This is a genomic window from Streptomyces sp. SAS_270, from assembly GCF_052543295.1.
Genome location: NZ_JBMNDS010000001.1, coordinates 91,509 through 112,518, shown reverse-complemented (window position 1 = coordinate 112,518; position 21,010 = coordinate 91,509). Strand labels below are relative to the sequence as shown.

Sequence of the window (21,010 nt, the reverse complement as noted above, 5' to 3'; positions counted from 1 at the left end):
GGACGTTAACCCCTCAGGACCGCCCATGTCTCCTTCGGATTCCATGCTTTTCCACGCCCTCTGACCAGCGGATAACAGCCGAGACCGATCACCACGGAGAGGAAGTGCCCGAAATCGGTGAAGGTCCGGCTGGTCGCCAGCGGCACCGCGTACACGACCAGAACCCCGCCCAGATACACATACCGCCACGGCGCCGCGATCCGGTACGCCAGCACGGCGACGACACCCGCCAGCGCGTAACTCACCCCGATGTCCAGGGTGTTGACCGCCGAGTGCGGCGCCGCCCCGCGCCGGATCGCATCCAGCAGCGCGAGCTCGCTCACCAGCGTGGCCAGCACGTGCGCGGCCGCGCAGACCGCCAGCCAGCGCGCGGTACCGAGCCACCGCTCCGCCTGCGCGTGGAACACCGTGTACAGCACCGCGTACGGAATCCAGTGCCCGCCGTCGATCCACATCGCACTGGAGATCAGCACCCGCACCGGGTTGTTCGACAACTCGTGGATGTTCGTGGACCGCTGCCGCAGGAACTCGTCCTCGAACTCCGGCGACATCTGGTGCACGGCCACCGTCGTCACGAACAGCACCGCCAGCCAGACGTACGTCCCGGGGGCGCTGCGGACGTACGCCCACACCTTCCGCGGGCCGCTCGGAAATCGCATGCCCCGATTCACGCACGTGGGTAGCGTCGAAGGGGTGATCGACATTCCCGATGAACTGATCGCCTCACAGCACGAGTACAACAAAGACGCGGGCCGCGCGTTCATCGCGGCCCTCCCGCACCGGGCGGCGGACTTCCTCGACCGCTGGGAACTGCGCCTCGACGGCCCGTCGATGTACGGCATGTGCGCCTTGGTCCTCCCGGTGCGCCGCACCGACGGCAGCAGGGCCGTGCTCAAGCTCCAGCACCTCGACGAGGAGACCGCGGGAGAGCCTCTCGCGCTGCGCGTCTGGGCCGGTGACGGTGCCGTACGACTCCTGGAGTACGACGAGCCGACCGGCACCCTCCTCCTCGAACGGCTCGACGCGGCCCGCATGCTGACGCACCTCCCCGACGCCCGCGAGGCCGTCCTCGTCATCGCCCGGCTACTGGCCCACCTGACCGCCGTACCGGCCCCGGCGGGGCTACGGCGGCTCGGCGACATCGCCACGGCGCTGCTGGCACGAACCCCGGCCGCACTCCCGCGGATCCCCGACCCCTCCGACCGCCGCCTGGTCGCCGACTGCGCCGCGGCCCTGCGCGAGGTGGCGGACACCCCCGGCGACCGCCTCCTGCACTGGGACCTCCACTACGACAACGTCCTCGCCGCCGACCGCGCCCCCTGGCTCGCCATCGACCCCAAGCCGCTCTCCGGCGACCCCGGCTTCGAACTCTTCCCCGCCCTCGACAACCGCTTCGACCCCGCCGACATCCGCTGGCGCTTCGACGCGATGACCGACGTACTCGCCCTCGACCGGGCCCGAGCACGGTCCTGGACCCTGGCCCGCGTACTCCAGACCACCCTGGGCGAGACCGAGTCCGGCCGCCCCCCGGCACCGGACCACCTCGAAATCGCCCGCCACCTGCGCAACCACTAAAAAAAGCCCAGGTCACAACCTATGACCTGGGCCCCACAGAGCCCCCTGTCGGATTCGAACCGACGACCTACGCATTACAAGTGCGTTGCTCTGGCCATCTGAGCTAAGGAGGCGTGCACGCGCGCGTGGTGGCTGTGTGCCCGTGCAGTGTACCCACGTCGGCAGGGGGGTCCGTCGAAAATTTCGGCGAACTTCACTGGCCCTGGAGTACTGACAGAACACATGAACGCCAGGTAGCGTCCTGAGACAGTTCACTCGTGTGGACTACACCACTGTGAACCGTTTCGCAGTGGATCACCACCTTTACAACGGATCGTCCGGCACGTTCCTGCCGGTGAAGGGGGCCTCAGACCCATGGCCACTGTTTCGTTCGACAAGGCGACCCGGATCTACCCGGGCACCGAGAAGCCCGCCGTCGATGCTCTGGAGATCGACATCGAGGACGGCGAGTTCCTCGTCCTCGTCGGTCCCTCCGGCTGCGGCAAGTCCACCTCGCTCCGTATGCTCGCGGGGCTCGAGGACGTGAACGGCGGCGCCATCCGCATCGGCGACCGCGACGTCACGCACCTGCCGCCCAAGGACCGGGACATCGCCATGGTGTTCCAGAACTACGCGCTGTACCCGCACATGACCGTCGCCGACAACATGGGCTTCGCGCTCAAGATCGCCGGCGTCAACAAGTCCGAGATCCGCCAGAAGGTGGAGGACGCGGCGAAGATCCTCGACCTCACCGACTACCTCGGCCGCAAGCCGAAGGCGCTCTCCGGTGGTCAGCGCCAGCGTGTCGCCATGGGTCGCGCCATCGTGCGTGAGCCGCAGGTGTTCCTCATGGACGAGCCGCTGTCGAACCTCGACGCCAAGCTCCGTGTCTCCACCCGTACGCAGATCGCGTCGCTGCAGCGCCGCCTCGGCATCACCACCGTCTACGTCACCCACGACCAGGTCGAGGCCATGACGATGGGCGACCGTGTGGCCGTACTGAAGGACGGTCTGCTCCAGCAGGTCGACTCGCCGCGCAACATGTACGACCGGCCCGCCAACCTCTTCGTCGCCGGGTTCATCGGCTCTCCCGCCATGAACCTCGTCGAGGTCCCGATCACCGACGGTGGCGTGAAGTTCGGCAACAGCGTCGTGCCGGTCAGCCGTGAGGCCCTCTCGGCCGCCGCGGACAAGGGCGACCGCACCGTCACGGTCGGCGTCCGTCCCGAGCACTTCGACATCGTCGAGCAGGGCGGCGCTGCCGCGAAGACGCTCACCAAGGAGACGGAGGACGCCCCGGCCGGTCTCGCCGTCTCCGTGAACGTCGTCGAGGAGCTCGGCGCCGACGGTTACGTCTACGGCAGCTCCAAGATCGGTGACGACCTCAAGGACCTGGTCGTCCGCGTCAGCGGCCGCGCGGTCCCGGACAAGGGCGCCACGCTGCACGTCGTGCCGCGCCCGGGCGAGATCCACGTGTTCTCGACCTCCACGGGCGAGCGCCTCACCGACTGACCGTCGGAGCCGCTCCCACCCCCGTAAGGGGTGAATTCCCCCAAGTTGACGAAGAAGGCCCCGCAACCTGCTGCGGGGCCTTCTTCGTTGTCGACAAATACCCCGGCAGAGCGGTCATTTCGATACGTGTACGTCAACCCGCTACCCCGAATTCGGCACTTTCCCGTCCCTCGAATTGGTGACTAAATGTCGCCAAATCATCACCCCGCGCTACCCTCACTCGCGTGAAGCACTCCACCACTAACCAACGGACCCGGCATGGCCGTGGCCCCGCCCGCCGGATCGGCCGCACCCTCGCCCTCGTTCTGCCTGTCGTCCTGGTGCTCTCCGGGACACTCGCGGTCACCCGAGTCAACTGGTCGGGGAACTCCTCGGACTCGGTGCTCACCGCCTCCTCCGAGGACGTGTCCGCGCGCGCCTCGTCCCGCGCCCCGCAGGACGTCCTGCGCGACAGACTCCTGCTGGAACTCCAGGAGGACAACCCCGGCGTCGCCCTCACCCATCTCCAGGAGGCGGTGAACGGTCACCCGTCACTGACGAAGCACTGCGTCTCCATCGCCCGCGCCCTCGGCCGCGCCGCGGTCCGCGTGTACGGGCCCACCCGCGCCCAGTCGTACGCCCGGCCCGTCTGCGACACCGCCTTCGCCTCCGGCGTCGCGGCCCGGCAGAGCTGAGCGGCGGGCAGCGGCTGATCAAGGAACGGTTGCCCCAGAAATTCGCGGGCGGGGCGCGACGTACAGTTCGGTCATGACCGATCCGAACGCCGCGTCGCGCCCCGTTCAAGCCGTTGTCCTGGCCGGCGGCCAGGGCTCTCGGCTGCGTCCCTACACCGACGACCGGCCAAAGCCGATGGTCGAGATCCCCGGCACCGGGACCCCGATCATCGGCCACCAGCTGACCTGGCTGGCCGAAGAGGGCGTCACCGACGTGGTCGTCAGTTGCGGCCATCTCGCCGATGTCCTCCAGAAGTGGCTGGACTCGGCCGACCTTCCGGTGAACGTCACCACGGTCGTCGAGAACGAGCCCCTCGGCCGCGGCGGCGGCCTCAAGTACGCCGCCGCGCATCTGCCGCACCCGGACAAGCCGTGGTACGCGACCAACGGCGACATCTGGACCCGCTTCTCGCTGCGCGACATGGCGGACTTCCACACCGAGCGCGACGCGGTCGCCACCCTCGCGCTGGCCCGCCCCCGCATCCCGTGGGGCGCCGTCCAGACGGACGGCTTCGGCCACATCACGGACTTCATCGAGTCCCCGCCGACCCCGTTCGAGATCAACGCGGGCGTCTACGTCTTCGCCCCCGAGTTCGCCTCCCTGCTCCCCGAGCGCGGCGACCACGAGCGCACCACGTTCCCGCACCTGGCCCGCGAACGCCGCCTGGCCGGCTTCCCGCTCCCGCAGGGCTCCTACTGGCGCGCCATCGACACCGCCAAGGACCTCACGGAGGCCGCCAAGGAGCTCGCCACCCTGGGGCGTTGAGCAGCCGCCACAGAGCCTTGTGTACGTCGATGGGGCCCCGCACGTCACCGTGCGGGGCCCCATCCTCGTACTGCCCGACGCCGGCTACCCGAGCAGGCCGCCCACGAGGCCGGGCTGGCCGGAGGAGCTGCTGCCGCCGGACGAGCCACCGGTGGACGTGCCACCCGTGCCCCCGGAGGACGTCGGACCCGCCGTCGTGCTGGGCGCCTGCTGGGCCGGCGACGACTGCTGCGGCGGTGCCTGGTTGGTGCCCTGGGTCTGGCTGGGACCGCTGGTGGCCGTGCCGCCGGTCTCCCGGGCCGCGCCCGGCGTGGTCGTCGCGTCCGACGGGGCCGAGGAGGTGCTGCCCTGAGTGGGCGCCTCGGAGGCCGACGGGGAGGCCTTGTGGTGGCGCTTGCCGGGGGTCTCCGGCAGCGGGGAGCCCGGCAGTTCGTTGCGCGGGGCCTCGCCCGGTCCCGGGACGACGACCCGGTCGGCGTCGCGGACGGCTCCGCCGAGCAGCGAGCCGATCAGCAGCGTGAGCCCGACGACGATGGCCGCGACGAGCGCGCCGCGGCGCAGTACGCGTCGGCGCAGCTCCCAGATCTCGGCGCGCGGTCCGAGGGTGCGCCAGGCCTCGCCGGCGAGGCGTCCGTCGATGGAGTAGACGGGGGCGCCCGCGATGATCAGCGGCGACCAGGCGGCGAGGTAGATGATGTCGGGCGCGTCGTAGGCGGGGACCGTCTTCCAGCTGACGGTGACGATGAGCGCGGCGGAGAGCAGCGCGCCGACCACGGCGGCGACCCGCTGCCAGAGGCCGAGCACGGTCAGGACGCCGACGATGACCTGGAGGAAGGCGATGACGAGGCCGGCGCCGACGGGGTGCTGGAGCGCGAACTGCCGCAGTGGCTCGGCGACTTCCCACGGGTGCAGGGTGTTGAGCCACTTCATCATGGAGCCGCGCTTGCCGCCGTCGAAGTAGACGGGGTCGCAGAGCTTGCCCATGCCGGCGTAGATGGAGATGAAGCCGAGGAAGACCCTCAGCGGGAGCAGGACGACGCCGAGGTTCATCCGGCGGCCGGGGTAGTAGGCGTGCCGGACGGGGTCCGAGCCGTGTCGCTTGGCGGGCGCCTCCTCGCCGTCCTCGACGAGGTCGTCGTCCGCGAACTCCCCGTCCACGAACCCGGGTTCGTCGTACGTGCTGTCCACGCTGCGCATGTGCGGCAGCAGCCGGGTCTCGCCGGAGGCGGGTGGGCGCTGGCTGCCGACGACGGGCGTCTCCACCGTCTCGTCGGACACGTCGTCGACGCCGATGCGCGGGATGACCTGGGTCGCCCCGGCGTCACCGGTCGGGGGCTCGCCGTGGCGCAGGCTGGTGCCCCGCACGGCTTGCAGCAGGCGGTGGGCGCCGGTGTCGTCGGGCGCGGACTTGCCGCTCCAGACGACGGGTGCGCGCCGCCGCGCACCGGCACCGGGGGCGCCCGCTCTGCCGGCCGTACCGGCGACGGGGACGCGCGCGGCGTCCTCGGTGGAGCTCAAGTGCCGTGAGATGCGCGGGGACTGGCTCCGCGGCGTGGCGGCTAGCTGCACGCGGAAGCTCGCATGATTGACGATGACCTGCGCCGGATCGCTCGGCACCTTCACCATGCTCAGCGCGGGAGCGTCGTCGAATCCCGACGAGAGGTCCCCCGTGGGTGTGCGGGGTGTTCTGGTGTCCACACTCATCTAACCGAGTGACGTGTGTTTAGGACACTGCTTTGACCGGGCGGATCTGTCCGGACCGCGTCAAGGTCGTTCCGAACATCCCGAACATCCCGATCGCCCCACGGGAGTAGGCCCTGAACCCCTGCTCAGACGCGGCGCCGCGACGCCTCGTACAGCACAACTCCCGCCGCGACACCGGCGTTCAGCGACTCCGCGCCACCGGGCATCGGAATCCGCACCCGGAAGTCACAGGGCCCCTCCTGTCCGCCGCCCTCGCACGCTCCGCGGCTTCGGGACGGCTGCGCCGGACTCCGTCCGTCGGCCTCCGGCGGCCGCCCGCAGCACCTCAGACGCGACGACGCGACGCCTCGTACAACACAACCCCGGCCGCGACACCGGCGTTCAGCGACTCCGCGCCACCGGGCATCGGAATCCGCACCCGGAAGTCGCAGGTTTCGCCCACGAGTCGGGACAGGCCCTTGCCCTCGCTGCCGACGACGATGACGACCGGGCCGCCCAGGGCGGCCAGTTCGCCGACCTCGGACTCGCCGTCCGCGGCGAGGCCGACGATGGTGACACCGGCCTTCTTGTACGCCTCCAGGGCGCGCGTGAGGTTGGTGCAGCGTGCGACGGGCGTGCGGGCCGCCGTACCGGCGGACGACTTCCAGGCGCCGGCGGTCATGCCGGCGGCGCGCCGCTCGGGTACGACGACGCCGTGGCCGCCGAACGCGGAGACGGAGCGGACGACGGCGCCGAGGTTGCGCGGGTCGGTCACCCCGTCGAGGGCGACGATCAGCGGGTCCTCGCCCGCGTCGAACGCGGCGGCGACGAGGTCCTCGGGGTGCGCGTACTCGTACGGCGGGACCTGGAGGACCAGGCCCTGGTGGTTGAGTCCGTTGGTCATGCGGTCCAGCTCGGGGCGCGGGGCCTCCATGAGGTGGATGCCGCCGCGCTGGCCGACGAGCTGGAGCGCCTCGCGCACCCGCTCGTCGTTGTCGATGAACTGCTGCACGTACAGCGTCACCGCGGGCACGCCCTCGCGCAGCGCCTCGACGACGGGGTTGCGCCCGACGACCATCTCGGACGTGCCCTTGCCGCCGCGGCCGCGGGGCGCGGGGCGGCGCGCGGCCTGCTTCGCCTTGGCGTTCGCGATGCGGTTCGCCTTGTGCTTCTTGCGCATCTCGGCGGGCGGGGTCGGGCCCTTGCCCTCCAGGCCCTTGCGTCGCTGGCCGCCACTGCCGACCTGCGCGCCCTTCTTGCCGGACATGCGGCGGTTGTTAGCGGCCATGACCTACCTGTTCTGTGTTGAGCGTCGATATGTACCTGTGCGGACGCACGCGTGAATACGTACGTCAGTGCCAGTGTGCCGCCCGGAACGCCGGGCGGCACATCAGGCGGTGAACCGCTAGCGCGGCCCGAGCGTCCAGCGCGGTCCCTGCGGGCCGTCCTCGATGACGAGGCCCGACTGGTTGAGCTGGTCGCGGATGGCGTCGGCGGTGGCCCAGTCCTTGCGGCCGCGGGCCGCCTCGCGCTGCTGGAGCACCAGGCGTACGAGGGTGTCGACGACGCCGTGCAGGTCCTCGCCGCGGTCGCTCCCGTCGGCCCACTGGGGGTCGAGCGGGTCGAGGCCGAGGATGCCGAGCATGGCCCGGACCTCCGCCAGCCGTGCCACAGCGGCTTCCTTGTCGTCGGCCGCCAGGGCGCTGTTGCCCTGGCGGACCGTGGTGTGGATGACGGCGAGCGCCTGCGGGACGCCCAGGTCGTCGTCCATGGCCTCGGCGAAGGCGGGCGGCACCTCGGCCGAGGGCTCGACGGCTCCCCCGGCCTTCTCGACGACGCGCTGCACGAAGCCCTCGATGCGCGCGAACGCCGACTCGGCCTCGCGCAGGGCCTCTTCGCTGTACTCGATCATCGAGCGGTAGTGCGGGGTGCCGAGGTAGTACCGCAGCACGATGGGCCGCCAGTGCTTGACCATCTCGCTGACGAGGACCGAGTTCCCGAGGGACTTCGACATCTTCTCGCCGCTCATGGTGACCCAGGCGTTGTGCAGCCAGTACCTGGCGAACTCGTCGCCGTACGCCTTGGCCTGGGCGATCTCGTTCTCGTGGTGCGGGAAGATCAGGTCGAGTCCGCCGCCGTGGATGTCGAAGGCACTGCCCAGGTACTTGTGGGCCATGGCGGAGCATTCGAGGTGCCAGCCGGGGCGGCCGCGGCCCCACGGCGTCTCCCAGTCGGGCTCGCCGGGCTTGGACGCCTTCCACATGGCGAAGTCACGCGGGTCGCGCTTGCCTGCGACGCCCTCGTCGGGCTGGCGCAGGTCGTCGATGTCCTGGTTGGACAGCGCGAGGTAGCCGGGGAAGGACCGCACGTCGAAGTAGACGCTGCCGTCGGCCTCGTACGCGTGACCGCGTTCGATGAGACCGCGCATCATCTCGATCATCTCGGGGACGTGCCCGGTGGCGCGCGGTTCGTACGTGGGCGGGAGGCATCCGAGGGCGTGGTAGCCGTCGTTGAAGGCCCGCTCGTTCTCGTAGCCGATCGACCACCAGGGGCGGCCCTGCTCGGTCGACTTGTTGATGATCTTGTCGTCGATGTCCGTGACGTTGCGGATGAACGTGACGTCGTAGCCGCGGTGGGTGAACCAGCGGCGCAGGATGTCGAAGTTGAGATACGAGCGGACGTGCCCGATGTGCGGTGCCGCCTGGACAGTGGCGCCACAGAGGTAGATCGAGACACAACCCGGTGTGAGCGGGGAGAAGTCACGAATCTGCCGGGCGCTGGTGTCGTACAGGCGAATGGTCACCACACCAGGGTAGTGGCCCCCGGGTAGTGCACCATGCCCCTTCCGGTACAAGAGGAACGCATTCGTGATCGCCGTGGGCCCGTCCGCCGTTTCAGGGCGAGAAACCCCGAGGCTCAGTCGAGCCGCACCACCAGCGCCGTGGCGACTGCCATCAACCCCTCGTCGCGCCCCGGGAAACCGAGCCCGTCGGTCGTGGCGCCGGAGACCGAGACCGGCGCCCCGGCCGCATCGGAGAGGACCTTCTGCGCCTCGTCACGACGCTTGCCGATCTTGGGGCGGGGTCCGACCACCTGGACGGCGACGTTGCCGATGGTGAAGCCGGCCTCGCGGACGATACGGGCGGCCTCGGCGAGGAGCGCGACCCCCGGCGCCCCGGCCCACTCGGGCCGCCCGGTGCCGAAGTGCTGCCCGAGGTCACCGAGTCCGGCGGCGGAGAACAGCGCGTTGCAGGCGGCGTGCGCGACGACGTCCGCGTCGGAGTGCCCGGCGAGGCCCGGTCCCTCGTCCTCCCACTTCAGGCCCGCGCACCACAGCTCGCGGCCCTCCTCGAAGGCGTGGATGTCGGTGCCGATGCCGACCTGCGGCAACGCCACCCGCGGCTCAGAAGCCATCGTTGAGCCTCCTGCGGGCGAGGACCGCCTCCGCGAGGACGAGGTCCAGCGGGCGGGTGACCTTGAAGGCCTCCTCGTGCCCGGGCACGACGACGACCTGGAGGCCGAGCTGCTCGACCATGCTCGCGTCGTCGGTGACGTTGTCGGTCACCGTCGCGTGGGCGCGCACGAGCGTGTCGCGGTCGAAGCCCTGCGGGGTCTGCACGGCCCGCAGCCGCGCCCGCTCAGGTGTCGCCACGACGGGCTCGGGCCCGCCCGGGACCGCCGCGGGCTCGACCTGCTTGACGGTGTCCGCGAGGGGCAGCGCCGGGACGACGGCGGGTGCCCCGTCCCGTACGGCCTCGATGACGGCGTCCACCGTGTCGACCGGCACCAGCGGCCGGGCGGCGTCGTGCACCAGCACGATGTCGTGGCCGGGCGGCAGTGCGTCGAGGCCGAGCTTCACGGACTCCTGGCGCGACTCCCCGCCGGGGACCACGAGGAAGTCGGTGCGCTCGGGCAGCGCGTGGGCGTCGAGCAGTGATTTGACCTCGGCCGCTCCGTCGGGCGGGGCCACGACGACGACCAGGGAGACCGCGCGGGACGCGGCCATGGCGCGCACCGCGTGGATGAGCATGGGGGTGCCGTTCAGCGCGCGGAGCGCTTTGGGGGCGCCCGGACCGAGGCGCACGCCTCGTCCGGCGGCCGGAATCACGGCCGCGGTGCGAGCCCCCGCAGGCGAAGGGCGCGATTCGTCAGACATCGGTTCCTGTCAGGTTTGTGTACTCGGGGTGCGTGGGTATGGCCTCACCGAACGGGCGCTGGGCCTTGACCGGGGACCCTTCCGTGACCATCCGGTCAAGCCGAGCCGCCCGTCTCCCGGTACGTGTGCGAACGTATCCGGGCCGGTACGCGTCCGGCCACTTCCGGATACGAACATGCCGCAGCGCCCGGCGACAGCTAATGCGTCATCGGGCACCGCGGCATTTCATTGCGTCATCGCGCCGGTCTCCGTGGGCTCGCACCCTCGTGGGCCTGCGTCAGGACGCGAGAACCTCGTCGAGAAGAGCCTCGGCCTTGTCCTCGTTCGTGTTCTCCGCGAGGGCCAGCTCGCTCACCAGGATCTGGCGCGCCTTGGCCAGCATGCGCTTCTCACCTGCGGAGAGTCCGCGCTCGCGCTCACGACGCCACAGGTCACGCACGACTTCTGCGACCTTGATGACATCGCCGGAGGCGAGCTTCTCCAGATTTGCCTTGTAACGACGCGACCAGTTCGTGGGCTCCTCGGCGTACGGCGCGCGCAGCACCTCGAAGACCCGGTCCAGCCCGTCCTGACCGACCACATCACGTACGCCGACGAACTCCGCATTGTCCGCTGGCACACGCACCGTCAGGTCGCCCTGGGCGACCTTCAGCACCAAGTAGGTCTTGTCCACGCCTTTGATCTGGCGAGTTTCGATGGCCTCGATCAGCGCGGCCCCGTGATGGGGATAGACCACGGTGTCGCCAACCTTGAACGTCATGTGACAGGTACCCCTTCCGTGGCTATCCAGGGTAACACGGAAACTGCGTGTTCTGAATGGCGTTTTCGCAGGTCAGGGCATATCTCGGGGCTTGACAACCGCAACAGGAACGTGCTTCGGAGCGGGAGCGGAAGGGGGTATTCGCAGGTCGGAGCAGCTCTCCGGGCGACGAGAAACGCGTACGTTACACACACCAGAAGCCTCTGACCAGCGCCTGAACGTCCACTTTTGTCCCACTCCAGGAGTGCGACTTCCGCTACTCCGTTCGGTGACCGGAGCCGGGTACGAGACGAATCCGGAATTGATCACGGCCGTTGATGATCAATTTTCCGGACCGCCATGCATTCCTTACGCGCCCTTACGCATCCTTACCGGAAAATCCGCAGGCCGAAGTTGACTGTCGGCGCTTATGTGAATGGCGGACGGACAAGAGGCCGAAGTGGCTGATGGGCGATGTGGGAAGTGCGCGGTGAACGCTTCACCGGGACGGCGCGACGTGGTCCGTACAAGCGGGTCCGAGCCCGTTGAGGCGTCCCTGAACTTCACCGGGGTCGCTCAGGGGGCTTCTGACGGATCAGCGCGGAAGAAGGAGCGGGGTTCGGTGCGTGCTCTCGGCGTGCCGGGCGGATGTCCTCGTAGCGGAGCCACTAGGGCTTTCGTCCGGTGCGGCGAGAGTGCGTGCCGGGCGTCGCGACGCCGCGAAGATCCGTCAGAAGCCCCCTAGGGGCGGGTCGGGTGCAGCGGTGCGGGAACGGCTCGGTAACCTAAGGCCGCTGACAGACCCTTAGGGCGGCTTTACAGCCGTACGGCCGCCCGGACCCCGTACCGCCCACGTTCTAGGAGTTGCCGCCGCCGTGAGCAGCAGCCTTCGACGCGGCGCTCTCGCCGCCGCCGCCATCGCGTTCTCGATCGCCTCGCTCGCCGCGTGCGCCGCCGGAAACGACGCCCAGACGCTTGAGGTGAAGCCGGACAACGCCGCGGTCACCGTCGGCGCCATCAAGCTCCAGAACGTCTCCGTGATCACGCAGCCGGACCTGGAGTCGACGGGCCCGGCCGTGATCACCGCGACCGTGTTCAACAACGGCACCACCGCGCAGACGCTGGACTCCATCACCATCGCCGGCACCGGCAAGACCGCCGAGCTCCACTCCGCCAAGGGCAAGGGCAAGCTGGTCGTCCCGGCCGGCGGCTCCATCGTCATCGGCGGCAAGGACAACGCCTCCGCGGTGCTCCCCAGCAGCCGTGAGGCCGTCAAGGACGGCAACGCGCAGAAGGTCACCTTCGGCTTCAGCGAGGCCGGTGACGTGAGCCTGCGGGCCTTCGTCGTGCCGGCCGACCGCTACTTCAAGACATGGGGCCCGACCGAGCTGCCGACGCAGCCGTCCGAGTCCGCGAGCCCGAAGCCGACGGGGTCGGCGTCGGGTACGCCGACCGACGCGGCGTCGTCGAGCGCGACGGCCACGGCGACCTCCTCCGCCACCGCCACCGCCACGGAGTCCGCCGCTCAGTGACGTAGCCGTACAGAAGTCCAGACGTACGCATGCACGAAGGGCGGTACCCCTCCAGGGGTGCCGCCCTTCGTCGTGCCGTCGTGCCGCACGCGCGCGTGAGGACCGGTGGGCCGGTTTACGGCTCGAACTTGTATCCGAGACCACGCACCGTCACCAGGTACCGCGGGGCACCCGGGTCCGGCTCGATCTTGGCGCGCAGCCGCTTCACGTGGACGTCGAGGGTCTTGGTGTCACCGACGTAGTCGGCGCCCCAGACCCGGTCGATGAGCTGCATACGGGTGAGCACGCGGCCCGCGTTGCGCAGCAGCATCTCCAGGAGGTCGAACTCCTTGAGGGGAAGGTCGACCTTGGAGCCGGAGACGGTGACCACGTGACGGTCGACGTCCATACGGACCGGGCCGGCCTCCAGCGCGGCCGGGGTGACCTCCTCCGGCTCCCCGCGGCGGCGCAGGACGGCCCGGATGCGGGCGACCAGTTCGCGCGAGGAGAAGGGCTTGGTGACGTAGTCGTCGGCTCCTATTTCGAGGCCCACGACCTTGTCGATCTCACTGTCCTTGGCGGTCACCATGATCACCGGAACGTTGGAGCGGCCGCGCAGCTGGCGGCAGACCTCCGTGCCGGGCAGGCCCGGCAGCATCAGGTCGAGCAGGACGAGGTCGGCGCCGTTGCGCTCGAACTCGTCCAGCCCGTCGGGCCCGGTGGTCGCGATGGCGACCTCGAAGCCCTCCTTGCGAAGCATGTACGACAGGGCGTCGGAGAAGGACTCCTCGTCCTCGACGACGAGCACACGGGTCACGGAAGGACCTCCGGGGCAGGGAGCGGTTCATACGGGGATGTGACGGTGGTCGTCCCGTCGGGCTGTGCGAGGTGGTGCCCGGTCTCGTCGTCTTCGTCGAGTCCGGAGATGTGGTCGGTCACGCGGTCGCGGGCCGCACCCGCCTCCGGCAGCCGCAGGGTGAACGTGGAGCCCTGTCCCTCGGAGCTCCACACCGTGACCTCCCCGCCGTGCGAGGCGGCCACGTGCTTGACGATCGCGAGACCCAGACCCGTACCGCCGGTCTGGCGGGAACGGGCCGGGTCGACGCGGTAGAAGCGCTCGAAGACGCGCTCCTTGTCCTTGTCCGAGATGCCGATGCCCTGGTCGGTGACGGCGATCTCGATCAGGTCTCCGCCGGGCGCCGTCACGCGGCGCGCGGCTATGCCCACCCTGGTGCGGGCGGGCGAGTAGTTGACGGCGTTCTCGACGAGGTTTCCGAGGGCGGCGGCCAGCTGGCCCCTGTTCCCCCAGAGGCTCAGGTCGGCGGGGCCTCCGGCGGCCATGGTGATCTGCTTGGTGCCGGCCTGGTGGCGGCACCGGTCGATCGCCTCGGCGACCAGTTCGTCGACGCGCACCGGTTCGGCGTCCTCAAGAGGGTCGTCGTTCTGCACCCTCGACAGGTCGATGAGCTCCTGGACGAGGTTGGTGAGCCGGGTGGCCTCTATCTGCATGCGTCCGGCGAAGCGCTCCACGGCCTCGGGGTCGTCCGAGGCGTCCATGACGGCCTCGGAGAGGAGGGAGAGCGCGCCGACGGGGGTCTTCAGCTCGTGGCTCACATTGGCGACGAAGTCGCGTCGTACGGCCTCGATGCGCCGGGCCTCGGTGAGGTCCTCGACGAGCAGGAGCACGAGCCGGGAGCCGAGCGGGGCGACGCGCGCGGAGACGGCGAGGGCCTCCCCGCGGCCGGTGCCGCGCCGCGGCAGGTCCAGCTCCACCTGACGTATCTCCCCGTCGCGGCGGGTGTCGCGGGCCATCTTGACCATGGGCTCGACGGCCAGCTTCCCGCCGCGGACCAGCCCGAGGGCGTACGCGGCGGAGCTGGCCTTGACCACGGCGTCGGCCTCGTCGAGGACGACGGCCGAGGACCGGAGCACGGAGAGCACCGTGTCGACGCCCGGCGGAAGCACCGGGTCCGTGTGCAGAGAGGTGCGGGTGGGGCGTTTCTGGTCGCGTTCGCTCCAGCGGAACGCCAGCATGGCGATGACACCGGTGAGCACTCCGGCGATCGCTGCCGCTGCGGCGACCGCCGCGTTCACGTCCATGCATCCAGGTTAGGCATGTCGTCGCTCCTGGCCACAGCCATCCGGGTGCGACCTCGAACACTCGTCGCCCAGAGTTCACCTGGGAGCTAGGGATGGTTCATTTGGGATGCCGGAAACGGACGCGTACAGGCCGGAACGTGGGAGCGTGGGGTTCACAGGGCCGGTTTTACGCCAGTCCGTGGCTCCCCGGAACCCCCCGAGGCACACGTATGAGAGGGACATCCTGATGCGGGACGCGTACCACGAGGAACTTGACTCGATCGGCGAGGGCCTGGTCGAGATGGCCCGGCTCGTCGGGTCGGCGATCGGGCGCGCCACGACGGCCATCCTCGACTCCGACCTGAAGCTGGCCGAGAGCGTCATCGCGGCCGACGACAAGGTCGACGACCTTCAGCACGACCTGGAGGCCCGGGCGATAGCCCTGCTGGCGCGCCAGCAGCCGGTGGCGACGGACCTGCGGATCGTCGTGACGTCGCTGCGCATGTCGGCCGACCTGGAGCGTTCGGGCGACCTGGCCCAGCACGTCGCGAAGCTGGCCCGGCTGCGCTTCCCGGAGCGCGCGATCCCGCACGATCTGCACGCCACCGTCCTGGAGATGGGCCAGCTCGCCCAGCGCCTGATGGCGAAGGCGGCCGAGGTCATCATCACCAAGGACGTCGATCTCGCTCTCCAGCTGGAGCAGGACGACGACGAGATGGACCTGCTGCACCGCACCCTCTTCCAGCACCTGCTGGACGACAAGTGGAAGCACGGCATCGAGACGGCGGTCGACGTCACCCTGCTCGGCCGCTACTACGAGCGCTTCGCCGACCACGCGGTGTCCGTCGCCAAGCGCGTCGTCTTCCTCGTGACCGGTGAGCACGCGGACGACATCCAGCCCGACATCCAGCCGGTGACGGGGGCGGAGGGGGCCTGACCGCACGCCCCCGGGGGCGCGGGCGAGCCTCCGTGCGCCGTTGATGCGCCCGAGGATCTGGGCATGCACTGGTCGCAGGCATCCGCCTTCGAGGAGGGACCCATGGCCGAATCCCCCACCACGACCGATCCGACGCAGGAACGCGAGTCGCAGCAGCCCGCCGAGATCAAGAGCCTCCCGCTCTTCGGCGCCTGCGGCTGCGGCTCGGGCTGCGGCTGCGGTTGCCAGTCCGGCAACCCGTGCCAGTGCGGCTGACGGCCCACGCCGTCGCACACCCCGTACGCCACATCTCGTACGTCCCGTTCCGTACGACCACGAAGGGCCCCGGCACCACGCCGGGGCCCTTCGTGGTGCGCGACCCGTTCTCCCGTTCGCCGGTACGGCCGTACGGGCGCAGCATGGAGAGGACGGACCAGCCGAGGCCGTACGGAAGGAGGTGGGGAGACCATGACGCAGTTCATGGACGTCCACCACGGAATGGCGGGCATCACGGCCGAGCAGCTCATGCACGCGCACCAGGCCGACCTCGCCATCGAGAAGCAAGAGGGCGTGCACTTCGAGAAGGCCTGGGCGGATCCCGCCTCCGGCACTGTCTACTGCCTGTCCCAGGCGCCCTCGGCCGAAGCGGTTCAGCGCATCCACGAACGCGCGGGCCACAAGGCCGACGAGATCCACCCGGTACCGCTGTCGGTCTGAGACCGAGCGGGCGGAAACGTGGAGTGCTCCCCGGTTACCTGGTAGCGTCGACCCGGAAAGCGGGGAGCAGTCCCCGTTACCGGGGAGGGTGGGCATGGCGGACACGGCGCTGGTGTTGGGCGGGGGCGGGCTGACCGCGTACGCGTGGCAGGTCGGCGTACTGGCGGGGCTGGCCGAGGCCGGGGTGGACCTCAGCGGTGCGGACGTGCTCGCCGGCACCTCCGCCGGTTCGCTGCTCGCGGTGGAACTGGCCGACGGAGCGGCACCGGCTGACCTGTACGGGGTTCAGGTCAGCCGGAAGCGCGCCATGCCGGAGGTCGACTTCACCCTCGCCATGACGGTCAAATACCTGTGGGCGGCGCTCGGTTCACGCGATCCGGAGACCGTGGTCAAGCGGCTGGGCAGGCTCGCGCTGAGCATGCGGGGCGTGCCGGAGACGGTGGTCTTCGACGCGATGCGCTCCCAACTGCCGGTTCCGGAGTGGCCCGAGCGGACCGTACGGATGTTCTCCGTGGACGCGCTCACCGGCAAGGCGGCCGGCTTCGACGCCGGCAGCGGGGTCGATCTGGTGCGGGCGATGGCGGCCAGCTGCGCACTGCCGCCGCTGTACCCGCCGATCACGATCGGGGCGGGCCGCTGGATCGACGGGGGCGCACGCTCCACGACCAACGCCGATCTGGTGACCGACTGCCGCCGGGTCGTCGTACTGGCCCCGATCCCCAAGAGCCCGGGCGCCAGTCCGGACGTCTGCGACCATGTCGCCTCCCTCACGGCGGGCGGCGCACTGGCCACCGCCCTCACCCCCGACCGGGAGGCCCGCCGCGCCTTCGGCCGCGACCCCCTGGACGCCTCCCGCATCCCCGGCGCGGCCCGCGCGGGCCTGCGCCAGGCGGTCGAACACGCCGACCGCATCCGCACGGTGTGGCACGGCTGACCCTGCCGTACTCGGCTCTACGTCCGGCCGGTCACGGGGGCGGAGTGGCGGTCGACTCGTCGACGAGCTGGGCGAATGCGAAGCAGGGGCTCACGAGTTCCCTTCCCCGGCCTCGGCCGGGACGTCGAGCGGCCGCAGGAAGCGGCGTTCGTAGCGCTTGATGCAGCGGGTCTCGCGAGCCAGCTCGAACGCTTCCTGGCACTCCGGGTCGGCCATGCTGTCCGTGCGGTACTGCTCGTACGCGGCCAGGCTGGGAAACGAGAACAGCGCGTAGGCGATGTCGCTGTCGCCCTCGCTCGGCAGGAAGTAGCCGTGGTGCGTCCCACCGAACCGGTTCACGAGCCGCACCCACCGCCGCCCGTACTCCTCGAAGTCCGCAACCTTGTCGGCGTCGATCTCGTACTTGAGATGAATGGTGACCATGCCTGCATGATCCCGCAAGCCGGCCGTCAACAGCCGTGCCCGGTATGGACGTTGCTTCGAGCGCATGCCACGATGTCGCTTCTGTGCAGGCCTGATCATTGCCCAGGAGCGATCGGACCTCCACCCGGGCGCCCTCACCCCTCGAGCAGCTGTGGTCGGAGACCGCCCATGAAGAAGCAGATCGTGTTCACGCTCGCCACCGCCGCGTTGCTCATGGGAGCGACGACCACCTCGGCGAACGCGACCGTCACCAAGGCCGGGGACTACGCCGTCTCCATTCACATCGGAACGGCCGAATTCTGCCGCGCCAACACCCTCAGCCAGGGCGGCGCGAACTCCGACATCAAGGGACAGTTCACCGCGTCCAACGGCGGCGCCTGCCAGGCCTGGCTGGAGCGCAAGCGCTACAACGACGACGGCAGCCTGCAGTACAACTGGACGAAGATCTCGGACTACTACTTCCTGCAGAGCGGTGACCAACGGGAGACAGGCTGGCACTGGAACGGCGCCAACACCGGTTCCCGCGTCTGCGTCATCCTCACGAGCACCAGCGAGAAGGGTTGCTCCAACGGAATCTGGTAGACCGCGAAAATGCCCCCGCTCCGCGCCATGAGCGCAGGTCGGGGGCATGATCACAAAGGCTACTTCTTCTTGCCCTGATTCTTGACCGCCTCGATCGCCGCCGCCGCGGCGTCCGGGTCGAGGTAGGTGCCGCCGGGGTTGAGGGGCTTGAAGTCGGCGTCCAGCTCGTAGGAGAGGGGGATGCCGGTGGGGATGTTCAGGCCCGCGATGTCGGCGTCGGAGATGCCGTCGAGGTGCTTGACGAGGGCGCGGAGGCTGTTGCCGTGGGCCGCGACCAGGACCGTACGGCCGGCCAGGAGGTCGGGGACGATGCCGTCGTACCAGTACGGAAGCATGCGGACGACGACGTCCTTGAGGCACTCCGTGCGCGGGCGCAGCTCCGGCGGGATCGACGCGTAGCGCGCGTCCTCGGACTGGGAGAACTCCGTGCCGTCCTCAAGGGCGGGCGGCGGGGTGTCGTACGAGCGGCGCCACAGCATGAACTGCTCCTCGCCGAACTCGGCGAGGGTCTGCGCCTTGTCCTTGCCCTGGAGGGCGCCGTAGTGGCGCTCGTTCAGGCGCCAGCTGCGGTGGACGGGGATCCAGTGGCGGTCGGCGGACTCCAGCGAGAGCTGGGCCGTGCGGATCGCGCGCTTCTGGAGGGACGTGTGGACCACGTCGGGCAGCAGGCCGGCGTCCTTGAGCAGCTCACCGCCGCGGACTGCCTCCTTCTCGCCCTTCTCGTTGAGATTGACGTCCACCCAGCCGGTGAACAGGTTCTTCGCGTTCCATTCGCTCTCGCCGTGGCGGAGGAGGATCAGCTTGTACGGTGCGTCGGCCATGAGGTCGAGCGTAATGGACCCCGCTGATCGCTCGCGCGTCCGCCCGAGGACCGGACAGTTGACGGCATCTGTTAATTGAGTGGCTCTCCAGTACCGACCCCTCGTAAGTTGTGCTCACTGCTTGAGCCACTTACACAACTGCCTGACCGTGGGGGTCCCGTATGTCACTCGTCTCGCTGAGACGCGCCGCCCGCGAGACCGTTTCCGGGCTCCCTCGCGAGTTCTGGTGGCTGTGGACCAGCACCCTCGTCAACCGGCTGGGCGCGTTCGTCGCCACGTTCATGGCGCTCTACCTGACCCTCGACCGCGGGTACTCCGCCTCGTACGCCGGCCTCGTCGCCTCCCTCCACGGCCTGGGCGGCGTCGTCTCCTCGCTCGGCGCGGGTGTGATGACCGACAGGCTCGGCCGGCGGCCGACGCTGCTCATCGCGCAGTCGTCCACCGCCGTCTCGGTGGCCGTGCTCGGCTTCATGCACGACCCGGTCTCGATCGCGGCCGTCGCCTTCGTGGTGGGCATGGCGTCGAACGCCTCCCGGCCCGCCGTGCAGGCGATGATGGCCGACATCGTCCGCCCCGAGGACCGCGTCCGCGCGTTCTCCCTCAACTACTGGGCGATCAACCTCGGGTTCGCGATCTCCTCCATGGCGGCCGGTTTCATCGCCGAGTTCAGCTATCTGGCCGGGTTCATGATCGAGGCGGGCATGACCCTGGTCTGCGCGGTCGTCGTCTTCCTGAAGCTGCCGGAGTCGCGGCCGGTGCGCACGGCGACGGAGAAGGCCGCCGAGGAGGTCGGCCTGGGCACCGTGCTGCGCGACGGCCGCTTCATGAGCGTCGTCGGCCTGTCCTTCCTGGTCGCCGTCGTCTTCCAGCAGGGCTCGGTCGGTCTGCCCGTCGCCATGGGCACGGCCGGCTTCACCCCGGCCGACTACGGCCTCGCGATCGCGGTGAACGGCATCCTCATCGTCGCCCTGCAGATCCCGGTCACCCGGTTCATCGAGCACCGGGATCCGCGCCGCCTGCTCGTGATCTCGTCGATCCTCGCGGGCTACGGCTTCGGTCTCACCGCCTTCGCCGGGTCGGTCGGCGTCTTCGCCCTCACGGTGTGCGTGTGGACGCTGGCGGAGATCGTCAACGCCCCGACCCAGACCGGACTGGTCGTCCGCCTCTCCCCCGTCCACGGCCGCGGCCGCTACCAGGGCATGTACACCCTCTCCTGGTCCCTCGCCGCGCTCGTCGCCCCCCTGATGTCCGGCCTCGTCATCGACCGGTTCGGGGCCGAGTGGCTGTGGGGTCTGTGCGCGGTCGTCGGTACGGCGGCGGGGCTCGGCTACGGGCTGCTGATGCGGGGGCTGCCGGTGGAGGAGCCGGCCGTCGAGGCGCCCGCGGCCGCGAAGCCCGAGGTCAGCGCCGTCTGACGGGCTCAGGGATGCATCCGTGAGCCCTTCACCACCTTGTCCACCGCGTTCCGCGGCCCGTACACGGCGAGCCCGACCAGGTCCAGCTCCCCGGTCGGGACGGCCCGTACGGCCGCCCGGTTGTCGCGGTCGTTGCCGGTGGTGAACAGGTCGGACGTGAACACGGCGCGCGGCACGGCCCGGGACAGGGCCCGGCTGTGGGCGGCCTTCAGCGTCTCCTTCGTGGCCTCCAGGACGACGACCGGCTGGCGGAACATCGAGAGGTAGGAGACGCCGTCGGCGTCCTCGTACGGCTCGCCGATCACCTCGGGGACGGCTGTCCCGAGGCCGCTGACGAGAAAAGCGGTCACATTGAGTCGCTGCCAGGGCTCCAGGTCCTCGCGGAGCAGGACGGCGATCTTGGTGTCGAAGCGGAGGGGTGCGGGCGTCGGGGTGCTCATGAGGTGAGACTGCCGAACGTCGTACGACACCGTCTTGTACGTTCTTTGC

At 70.0% G+C, this 21,010-nt stretch carries 23 protein-coding genes, 1 tRNA gene and 1 pseudogene; 11 read left to right on the top strand and 14 right to left on the bottom strand.

Annotation, left to right across the window (positions count from 1 at the left end; genetic code table 11):
* Positions 1-5 precede the first annotated feature (5 nt).
* The gene (locus tag ACN6LB_RS00610; RefSeq protein WP_356144006.1) at positions 6-659 is read right to left on the bottom strand and encodes a rhomboid-like protein; all 654 of its coding nucleotides are present in this window, start codon (positions 657-659) and stop codon (positions 6-8) included.
* Between ACN6LB_RS00610 and ACN6LB_RS00605 the strand changes: the two genes are divergently transcribed.
* Positions 658-1,575 (top strand): aminoglycoside phosphotransferase family protein, encoded by a 918-nt coding sequence (locus ACN6LB_RS00605; protein WP_445024073.1) that lies wholly within the window; start codon positions 658-660, stop codon positions 1,573-1,575. The two genes, ACN6LB_RS00610 and ACN6LB_RS00605, sit on opposite strands and share 2 nt — an antisense overlap.
* A gap of 39 nt (positions 1,576-1,614) precedes the next feature.
* Here ACN6LB_RS00605 and ACN6LB_RS00600 read toward each other — a convergent pair.
* Positions 1,615-1,688: transfer RNA gene (locus tag ACN6LB_RS00600), tRNA-Thr, on the bottom strand.
* Positions 1,689-1,929: 241 nt separating this feature from the next.
* Here ACN6LB_RS00600 and ACN6LB_RS00595 point away from each other — a divergent pair.
* The 3 genes from ACN6LB_RS00595 (at position 1,930) to ACN6LB_RS00585 (ending at position 4,545) form a co-directional block, all read left to right on the top strand.
* Positions 1,930-3,066, top strand: coding sequence for an ABC transporter ATP-binding protein (locus tag ACN6LB_RS00595; RefSeq protein WP_356144010.1), 1,137 nt, complete (start codon positions 1,930-1,932; stop codon positions 3,064-3,066).
* Positions 3,067-3,290: 224 nt separating this feature from the next.
* Positions 3,291-3,740: a hypothetical protein gene (locus tag ACN6LB_RS00590; RefSeq protein WP_356144012.1), complete on the top strand. Its 450-nt coding sequence runs from the start codon at positions 3,291-3,293 to the stop codon at positions 3,738-3,740.
* A 73-nt stretch (positions 3,741-3,813) separates the two neighbouring features.
* On the top strand, positions 3,814-4,545 hold the full coding sequence (locus tag ACN6LB_RS00585; protein WP_356144014.1) for a nucleotidyltransferase family protein: 732 nt from the start codon (positions 3,814-3,816) through the stop codon (positions 4,543-4,545).
* Between the two features lie 84 nt (positions 4,546-4,629).
* On the opposite strand, the gene ACN6LB_RS00580 is transcribed toward ACN6LB_RS00585, so the two are convergent.
* The 7 genes and pseudogenes from ACN6LB_RS00580 to ACN6LB_RS00550 form a co-directional block, all read right to left on the bottom strand.
* The gene (locus ACN6LB_RS00580) at positions 4,630-6,249 is read right to left on the bottom strand and encodes a DoxX family membrane protein (protein WP_356139683.1); all 1,620 of its coding nucleotides are present in this window, start codon (positions 6,247-6,249) and stop codon (positions 4,630-4,632) included.
* A gap of 125 nt (positions 6,250-6,374) precedes the next feature.
* Positions 6,375-6,479, bottom strand: a pseudogene (locus ACN6LB_RS00575) (TrmH family RNA methyltransferase); the annotation flags it as partial.
* 95 nt (positions 6,480-6,574) lie between these two features.
* Entirely contained in the window at positions 6,575-7,516 is a 942-nt protein-coding gene (rlmB, locus tag ACN6LB_RS00570) for a 23S rRNA (guanosine(2251)-2'-O)-methyltransferase RlmB (RefSeq protein ID WP_445024072.1), read from the bottom strand.
* 117 nt (positions 7,517-7,633) lie between these two features.
* Entirely contained in the window at positions 7,634-9,031 is a 1,398-nt protein-coding gene (gene cysS / locus ACN6LB_RS00565) for a cysteine--tRNA ligase (RefSeq protein WP_356139685.1), read from the bottom strand.
* A 113-nt stretch (positions 9,032-9,144) separates the two neighbouring features.
* Complete coding sequence (gene ispF, locus ACN6LB_RS00560; protein ID WP_445024071.1) at positions 9,145-9,642, bottom strand: 2-C-methyl-D-erythritol 2,4-cyclodiphosphate synthase; 498 nt, start codon at positions 9,640-9,642, stop codon at positions 9,145-9,147.
* A complete protein-coding gene (ispD, locus tag ACN6LB_RS00555) occupies positions 9,632-10,384 on the bottom strand; it encodes a 2-C-methyl-D-erythritol 4-phosphate cytidylyltransferase (RefSeq protein ID WP_356139687.1) in 753 nt (250 codons plus the stop codon). The genes ispF and ispD overlap by 11 nt, the downstream gene beginning before the upstream one ends.
* A 277-nt stretch (positions 10,385-10,661) precedes the next feature.
* Positions 10,662-11,144, bottom strand: coding sequence for a CarD family transcriptional regulator (locus ACN6LB_RS00550; RefSeq protein WP_003953493.1), 483 nt, complete (start codon positions 11,142-11,144; stop codon positions 10,662-10,664).
* An 854-nt stretch (positions 11,145-11,998) separates the two neighbouring features.
* Between ACN6LB_RS00550 and ACN6LB_RS00545 the strand changes: the two genes are divergently transcribed.
* Positions 11,999-12,655, top strand: a complete 657-nt coding sequence (locus ACN6LB_RS00545) for a DUF461 domain-containing protein (protein ID WP_445024070.1) — start codon at positions 11,999-12,001, stop codon at positions 12,653-12,655.
* 115 nt (positions 12,656-12,770) lie between these two features.
* Here ACN6LB_RS00545 and ACN6LB_RS00540 read toward each other — a convergent pair whose 3' ends face one another.
* The gene (locus ACN6LB_RS00540) at positions 12,771-13,451 is read right to left on the bottom strand and encodes a response regulator transcription factor (protein ID WP_009340348.1); all 681 of its coding nucleotides are present in this window, start codon (positions 13,449-13,451) and stop codon (positions 12,771-12,773) included.
* Complete coding sequence (locus tag ACN6LB_RS00535; RefSeq protein WP_445024069.1) at positions 13,448-14,734, bottom strand: sensor histidine kinase; 1,287 nt, start codon at positions 14,732-14,734, stop codon at positions 13,448-13,450. The genes ACN6LB_RS00540 and ACN6LB_RS00535 overlap by 4 nt, the downstream gene beginning before the upstream one ends.
* A 226-nt stretch (positions 14,735-14,960) precedes the next feature.
* Between ACN6LB_RS00535 and phoU the strand changes: the two genes are divergently transcribed.
* The 4 genes from phoU (at position 14,961) to ACN6LB_RS00515 (ending at position 17,280) form a co-directional block, all read left to right on the top strand.
* On the top strand, positions 14,961-15,650 hold the full coding sequence (gene phoU / locus ACN6LB_RS00530) for a phosphate signaling complex protein PhoU (RefSeq protein WP_356139690.1): 690 nt from the start codon (positions 14,961-14,963) through the stop codon (positions 15,648-15,650).
* 102 nt (positions 15,651-15,752) lie between these two features.
* Positions 15,753-15,905: a hypothetical protein gene (locus ACN6LB_RS00525; protein WP_356139691.1), complete on the top strand. Its 153-nt coding sequence runs from the start codon at positions 15,753-15,755 to the stop codon at positions 15,903-15,905.
* Positions 15,906-16,097: 192 nt separating this feature from the next.
* Entirely contained in the window at positions 16,098-16,346 is a 249-nt protein-coding gene (locus ACN6LB_RS00520; RefSeq protein WP_445024068.1) for an SCO4226 family nickel-binding protein, read from the top strand.
* Positions 16,347-16,440: 94 nt separating this feature from the next.
* Complete coding sequence (locus ACN6LB_RS00515; RefSeq protein ID WP_445024067.1) at positions 16,441-17,280, top strand: patatin-like phospholipase family protein; 840 nt, start codon at positions 16,441-16,443, stop codon at positions 17,278-17,280.
* Positions 17,281-17,370: 90 nt separating this feature from the next.
* On the opposite strand, the gene ACN6LB_RS00510 is transcribed toward ACN6LB_RS00515, so the two are convergent.
* Positions 17,371-17,703, bottom strand: coding sequence for an NIPSNAP family protein (locus ACN6LB_RS00510; RefSeq protein ID WP_356139695.1), 333 nt, complete (start codon positions 17,701-17,703; stop codon positions 17,371-17,373).
* 168 nt (positions 17,704-17,871) lie between these two features.
* Between ACN6LB_RS00510 and ACN6LB_RS00505 the strand changes: the two genes are divergently transcribed.
* Positions 17,872-18,285 carry a hypothetical protein gene (locus tag ACN6LB_RS00505; RefSeq protein ID WP_445024066.1) on the top strand — a complete coding sequence of 138 codons (414 nt, stop codon included), beginning with the start codon at positions 17,872-17,874 and terminating at the stop codon, positions 18,283-18,285.
* A gap of 59 nt (positions 18,286-18,344) precedes the next feature.
* Here ACN6LB_RS00505 and ACN6LB_RS00500 read toward each other — a convergent pair whose 3' ends face one another.
* Positions 18,345-19,106, bottom strand: coding sequence for a phosphoglyceromutase (locus tag ACN6LB_RS00500; RefSeq protein WP_356139697.1), 762 nt, complete (start codon positions 19,104-19,106; stop codon positions 18,345-18,347).
* Positions 19,107-19,267: 161 nt separating this feature from the next.
* On the opposite strand from ACN6LB_RS00500, the gene ACN6LB_RS00495 reads away from it, so the two are divergent.
* On the top strand, positions 19,268-20,521 hold the full coding sequence (locus ACN6LB_RS00495; protein ID WP_356139698.1) for an MDR family MFS transporter: 1,254 nt from the start codon (positions 19,268-19,270) through the stop codon (positions 20,519-20,521).
* A 5-nt stretch (positions 20,522-20,526) separates the two neighbouring features.
* Here ACN6LB_RS00495 and ACN6LB_RS00490 read toward each other — a convergent pair whose 3' ends face one another.
* Positions 20,527-20,961, bottom strand: a complete 435-nt coding sequence (locus ACN6LB_RS00490; protein WP_445024065.1) for a DUF2000 family protein — start codon at positions 20,959-20,961, stop codon at positions 20,527-20,529.
* Positions 20,962-21,010: the final 49 nt, after the last annotated feature.